This window comes from Acinetobacter sp. HA, assembly GCF_000264725.1.
Classification (GTDB): domain Bacteria; phylum Pseudomonadota; class Gammaproteobacteria; order Pseudomonadales; family Moraxellaceae; genus Acinetobacter; species Acinetobacter schindleri.
Genome location: NZ_AJXD01000038.1, coordinates 1 through 5,823 on the forward strand (window position 1 = coordinate 1; position 5,823 = coordinate 5,823).

Annotated in this window: 4 protein-coding genes; 2 read left to right on the top strand and 2 right to left on the bottom strand. The window is 39.9% G+C overall.

Features of this window, described 5'->3' with window-relative positions:
* Positions 1-33: 33 nt before the first annotated feature.
* On the bottom strand, positions 34-459 hold the full coding sequence (locus tag HADU_RS08035) for a hypothetical protein (RefSeq protein WP_171056660.1): 426 nt from the start codon (positions 457-459) through the stop codon (positions 34-36).
* Positions 460-788: 329 nt separating this feature from the next.
* On the opposite strand from HADU_RS08035, the gene HADU_RS08040 reads away from it, so the two are divergent.
* A complete protein-coding gene (locus HADU_RS08040) occupies positions 789-2,216 on the top strand; it encodes a diguanylate cyclase (protein WP_008305196.1) in 1,428 nt (475 codons plus the stop codon).
* A gap of 36 nt (positions 2,217-2,252) precedes the next feature.
* Positions 2,253-3,743 carry an amidase gene (locus tag HADU_RS08045; protein ID WP_005221861.1) on the top strand — a complete coding sequence of 497 codons (1,491 nt, stop codon included), beginning with the start codon at positions 2,253-2,255 and terminating at the stop codon, positions 3,741-3,743.
* Between the two features lie 19 nt (positions 3,744-3,762).
* On the opposite strand, the gene HADU_RS08050 is transcribed toward HADU_RS08045, so the two are convergent.
* The gene (locus tag HADU_RS08050; protein ID WP_034433981.1) at positions 3,763-4,929 is read right to left on the bottom strand and encodes an MFS transporter; all 1,167 of its coding nucleotides are present in this window, start codon (positions 4,927-4,929) and stop codon (positions 3,763-3,765) included.
* Positions 4,930-5,823: the final 894 nt, after the last annotated feature.

Genomic DNA, 5,823 nt, shown 5'->3' on the forward strand with positions numbered 1-5,823 from the left:
TGATCATTCAGCGGTTTTTTATTATCTGTAACCTTAAGGAAGAATACGTCTTAAAGTTGCAAAACACTGCTCTGCCTTTTCAGTAGCACAGAAATTAATCGTATGTGGATTCTGCCATTTCACAAAATACTGTGAGACTTCACCGGACTGATCTTCTTGATTGCCAGAACAGTCTTTCTGGTTATTGTCATATTTCACCTGAAGAATTAAGGCCGGAACCTGAGCGGTGGTATCTTGCGGCAACTGATAGTCATAGATGCCTGATGACCATTCATCACCACTTTTAATAATCACATTGTTATCACTTTTAAAATTATAATATTCAACACACTTGCGGTTAGTCGGGATTTCCATTCCCCATAAGCCCATGATTTCAGGACGTGTTACGATACGGAAGGTATTGGCAACAGCTGAAGCTTGTGCAGCTGTTTGGGTATTTTTATTTATATCTGCAGCCATCGCCCAGGTGGTTAAGGTAAGCAGCATAAGGCTTAGACATGTTTTTTTCATATTAAAAATAGTATTCCTTGGATTGTCCCTAACTTAGCATATTTTTGACAGTGGGGAGTATGGCGAAAAATCATTTCATCTACTTAAATAAAAATATCAGTTAGATACATAATAGCCATTTCTTTTCCACATTATTTTGTTTATATTTTGTACTTATGCGATTTTAAGTATTGATTAAATTACAAACAATCAAAAACAAAAAGAAAGATCTCAAAGCTTATTTAACTAAAAAAACAGCATGTGATTTTTCATTGTAAATATACTAAGGTAGCTTCATTTTGCGATTTGCTGATTTTAAAGAAAAACAACTGGATCCGGATAGCTCTGCATATCTCATTATTGCGCTGTTAATTCTTATCTGTAGCTTTATTGGCATTGCAACGCGACCAACTGACTATTTAGCATTTTTATGGCCAGCCAATGCAGCCCTACTCGCCTTCTTTTTACGCTTTCCACAGCTCAACAATAAAGGTGGCTGGCTAGGTGCGTTCAGTGCTTATATGTTTGCAGACCTGCTCACAGGTGACTTTTTTCTACAAAGCTTTTTTCTGACACTTTCAAATCTGTTAAGCACTATCGTTTCCCTATTCTGTATTCGCTATTTCAAAATTAATTATAAGTACTACAACAGCGGGTTTACCTTTATTCATCTGTTCGGTATCTGTGCCTTCGCAGGATGTCTTGCCAGCGCAGCATTTGCAGTGATTACTCTGGTGAATATCCCCGGTTCCTTTATCACTCCGGAAAACATGAAAATTGACTTTTTCCTGTGGTGGACTGGGGAAATGGTTAACTATATTATCATCCTGCCTTTGGTACTGGCATTCCCTACGGCCAAGCAAATTCGTTATTTTGCGAAAAATCGCAGGAAAAAATCTTATTCTTTCAGTTATTTTTTTCCGATGATCACTGTCGCGGTCTGTGTGGTCTTAACTCATATTTTTGCCGGGCCTGGCGCATTAATCTATCCTCTGGCCGCCTTAATCTGGGCAGCACTCACTTATCGTATTTTTACAATCTCGATTATTAATACACTGGTTCTGATCACCACTTATAGCAGCCTGACACAGATCTATCTGGCTGATCAAACCCTGGCAGATTCTACGACTTTTGTGTCCTTACGCATCGGCCTGTTTATGCTGGCACTGGCACCACTGATTCTGTGCATTATCAGCCAAAACCGGAATGAGCTGTATAAACATGTGCTTTATCTCGCCAATTATGACAGTTTAACCCGTACCATGAACCGCCATTACTTCTTTAAAGAAGGTGAAAGTTTACTGAAACAGTCTAGAAAATTGTCGTTCTCTCTTATTATGCTGGATATTGATTACTTTAAACGCTTAAATGATCAATACGGCCATCATGTTGGTGATGCAGTTTTACAGCAATTCTCTGAATTGGTGCGTACCAATCTGCGTAGCTGCGATCTGTTTGCCCGGATTGGTGGTGAAGAGTTTGTCGTCTTAATGTGGGATATAGAGCACGATGAAGCGCATTGGGTGGCTGAACGTATCCGTGAGCTGGTACAGCAAACACCAATTTATCTGGAACATGGCAAATCGGTGCATATCACGGTAAGTTTGGGTATTACCCATCAGGAAGCACCACAGCAGACCGAACTGCAGGATCTGATCAATATTGCAGATCAGGCGCTTTATCAGGCCAAGCATATGGGTCGTAATCAAGTCGTACTTGCATCTTAAAATTTTTAACTTTTATTTATTCAAACAGGGAATGTCATGAATTATCAGGAATATCTTAGCTATGATGGTCTGGGACTGGCCGAGCTGGTCGCAAAAAAAGAAATCCATGCTTCAGAGTTACTGAATATTGCTTTAGAACGCAGTAATCAGGTCAATCCTGAATTAAATGCCATCGTGATCCCGATGCATGATTATGCCTTAAAACGTACTGAGGCAAATTTATCAGGTCCTTTTGCAGGTGTGCCCTTCTTGGTTAAAGATCTGTTTCAGGAGTATGCCGGTTATCCGACTTCTTATGGCTGTACTGGTTTTAAACGTATTGGCTATATTCCGGATACCAATGCGGAAATTGTGAATCGCTGGGAAAAGTCCGGCATTGTAACTTTTGGCCGCACCAATACACCTGAATTTGGAATCAAAGGCATTACCGAGCCAGATGCCTGGGGTAGCTGTAAAAACCCTTGGAACTTAGCCCATAACAGTGGCGGTTCATCAGGTGGTTCTGCTTCTGCTGTTGCCGGGGGGATCGTGCCGATTGCGGGTGCGGGTGATGGCGGTGGTTCGATTCGAATTCCTGCTTCTTATTGCGGTCTGTTTGGTTTGAAACCAAGCCGGGGACGTACACCTTGGGGGCCACAAATGAGTGAAGCCATGCATGGTGCAGCGATTCAGCACGTTCTGACCAAAACCGTTCGTGACAGCGCTGCGATGCTGGATGCTACGCATGGTGAAGATCATCATTCCATGTTCAAGATCGAACGACCACATACGCATTATCTGGAGATTATTCAGCAACCACCGAAAAAACTGAAAATTGCATTCAATACCAAATCTCCTATTGGCACCAAAATCTCCAAAGATGCAGTTCAGGCCATTGACCAGACAGTGAAACTTTTGGAATCATTAGGACATGAGGTAATTGAAGATCATCCAGCGATTGACGGGATGCAATTGGCTAAGGATTTTATTACCACCTGGTTCAGTCAGTTCTCTTATATGCTTGAGGAAATCCGTAGGCAATATCCGTCTAAATCAACTGATTTTGAGCTAGATTCTCTGGTGTTATGTGCTTTTGGTGCCAAAACCACGGCGATTGAATATATCCAGAACCTGAACAACTGGGGTGTCTATGTTTCCCAGATGAATCATTTCTTTGAACGCTATGATTTATACCTGACACCAGCAACGGCGTCGGTGGCACCACGCAATGGTGAAGTAAAAACACCCGCTTGGCAAAAACCGATTATGAAAGCATTACTGGGTATGGGAAAGGCACATCTATTGGCGCAGGGTAAACTGATTGATCAGATCGTCAAGGAAAACCTGAAATGGGTGCCATTTACCCAGTTATCCAATATCACTGGCCTACCCGCCATGTCAGTACCACTATACTGGAACGAGCAGAATCTACCATTAGGATCTCAATTTATCGCGCCGTTTGCTCGTGAAGATCTGTTATTACAACTGGCTGCGCAACTAGAAGAAGCGCAACCATGGTTCGATCGTTATAAAGATATTCAGATCTAATAATTCAAGAATCATTATTTCAGGTGGACTTTGTGGGTTCCACCTGATTGGGTAAACCAGATAAAAATAGTAAACCCATTAGCGTAGCCACAGCGGCATATATAAAGATAGTCGCACCGCCAAATTGATCCCAGTACTGACCAGCAAGAATACTGCCACTAGCGACGCCAATCCCCCACATGGTGCTATAGAGTGCTTGACCTCGTCCCTGCTGTCCTGCCGAGAAATTCTGGAAAATCACCCGCATCGCAATCATATGAAACAGGCCAAAACTAAAAGCATGAATACTTTGTGCCATAAACTGCACTATAAATAGCGAAGGCAGCAGACCTACAATCAGCCAACGCAATCCTGTCAGCAACAAACAGATTATTACCAGTGTTCGCCACGACCAGCGATTAAAAAATAAAGTCGCATAAGCAAACATGATAATTTCCGCAATCACCCCAACCGACCACAGTAGTCCAATCTGACTGGTACTATATCCATGCTGACTGAGAAAATTGCTATAGAAGCTATAAAATGGCGCATGGGAAAAAAGCATAATCAGCTCAATGATGAAAAAGCTGTAAACCACTGGCCGTTTCAAGATTGGCCATAACGGTTCAAGCTGTTTTTGTGCAGATGGCGCCGTCGAAGGTTCCTTAATGCTAAAGGACCAGATAAAAGCAAGAAATGAAATACACAGTAATAATACTGGCAGCATACTGACCGGGATAATTTCAAATATTGCTCCAACAGCAAAAACACCAACAATAAAACCCACCGATCCCCATTTACGCACTTTGCCATATAGCTCGGCACGTTTTTCTCCGAGCCAGAAAAGCGTCACACCTTCAAATTGCGCCAGAATCGCATTTTGGAAAAAGCTAAAAATTAGCATCAGCAATGCCACAGACTGAAAGCTGTTTGGAACGATAAAAATCATAAACCAGATACAGGCTTCCATCCAAGTAGCAATGCGCACCAGCAGCATGCGTTTGCCAGATTTGTCAGCAATCCAGCCCCAAATGAGGGGTGCAAAAAAGCGAGTGACAATGGCAATTGAAGATAGAATCCCGATCTCTGAATAACTGAAACCTTGATCTTCAAGATACAAACTCCAGAATGGCATGAATGCGCCTACAATGGCGTAATAAAAGAAATAGAATCCGCCAAGTCGCGACTGGATGGGAAGATTGAGCATTAAAATAGGCTTACCTAATGATTTATAAACTTAAAAGATTTAAAAATGAATCACATTGTATTCGTTTGTCTCCATTTCAACTCAACAATCTATAAAATTTATTTTTGTGAATTTTTAGATTTTACGAAATTACTTTTCCAAAATTTTAATCAATTTTTTGTTAATTAAATCATTGTCATACCTCAAATAATGTCAGAAGCTTCTAATTATCAATAAGAATATTCATCCTATTTCATTAACATTTGATCCTTGGTATATTTTTATGAGCTTTTGGTTCATTACAGCTTTATATTAACAAGTACCCAAAAATAACACTTCATAAAAAAACCTCCCAAAGGAGGTTTAATTACAAAGTATGGGCCAATACGTAGATCACTGTACTAATAATTATGATAGCCAATAAAGTTATCAATATTTCAAGTTTAGTCATTAAAGTGCACTCTGACTTCTTGTTGCTTATATTGTAGCTTATCTTAACATTCAATCCTAAATATAAAGGGTTACTAGAAATTTTAAAATATTTGCACTTTATTAATTCAGATTAAATCTCATGACTCAAGTTAATTGTCTTTTCTATTATTAAATCGACACACGGCTTTAAAAATTTGACTTTCATTATTCACCATGATCATTTTCATCAAAATCATTGAACCACGTACAAAGATTTATCATTATTAATTTCTATTGAATATTTAATGATATTTTTTAGCTTCTAATAGACCAGCCCTGACTTCACCTTAAGAAACAGGGTAACTTTATATCCAAATGTATCTAGCCCTACTGTACTAAACAGAGGTGGTCCCACTTGTTTGAACAACTAAAAGCGTATTTATAAGTGATATTCCGCTCTAGTTAAGCCACCTTGTTTTGTTGGGGTAGCTGATCATAGTAAAA

Excerpts from the sequence above, each read along its gene's own strand:
- HADU_RS08035 (WP_171056660.1), bottom strand. The coding sequence starts at position 459 with ATGGCTGCAGATATAAATAAAAATACCCAAACAGCTGCACAAGCTTCA.
- HADU_RS08045 (WP_005221861.1), top strand. The coding sequence starts at position 2,253 with ATGAATTATCAGGAATATCTTAGCTATGATGGTCTGGGACTGGCCGAG.
- HADU_RS08050 (WP_034433981.1), bottom strand. The coding sequence starts at position 4,929 with ATGCTCAATCTTCCCATCCAGTCGCGACTTGGCGGATTCTATTTCTTT.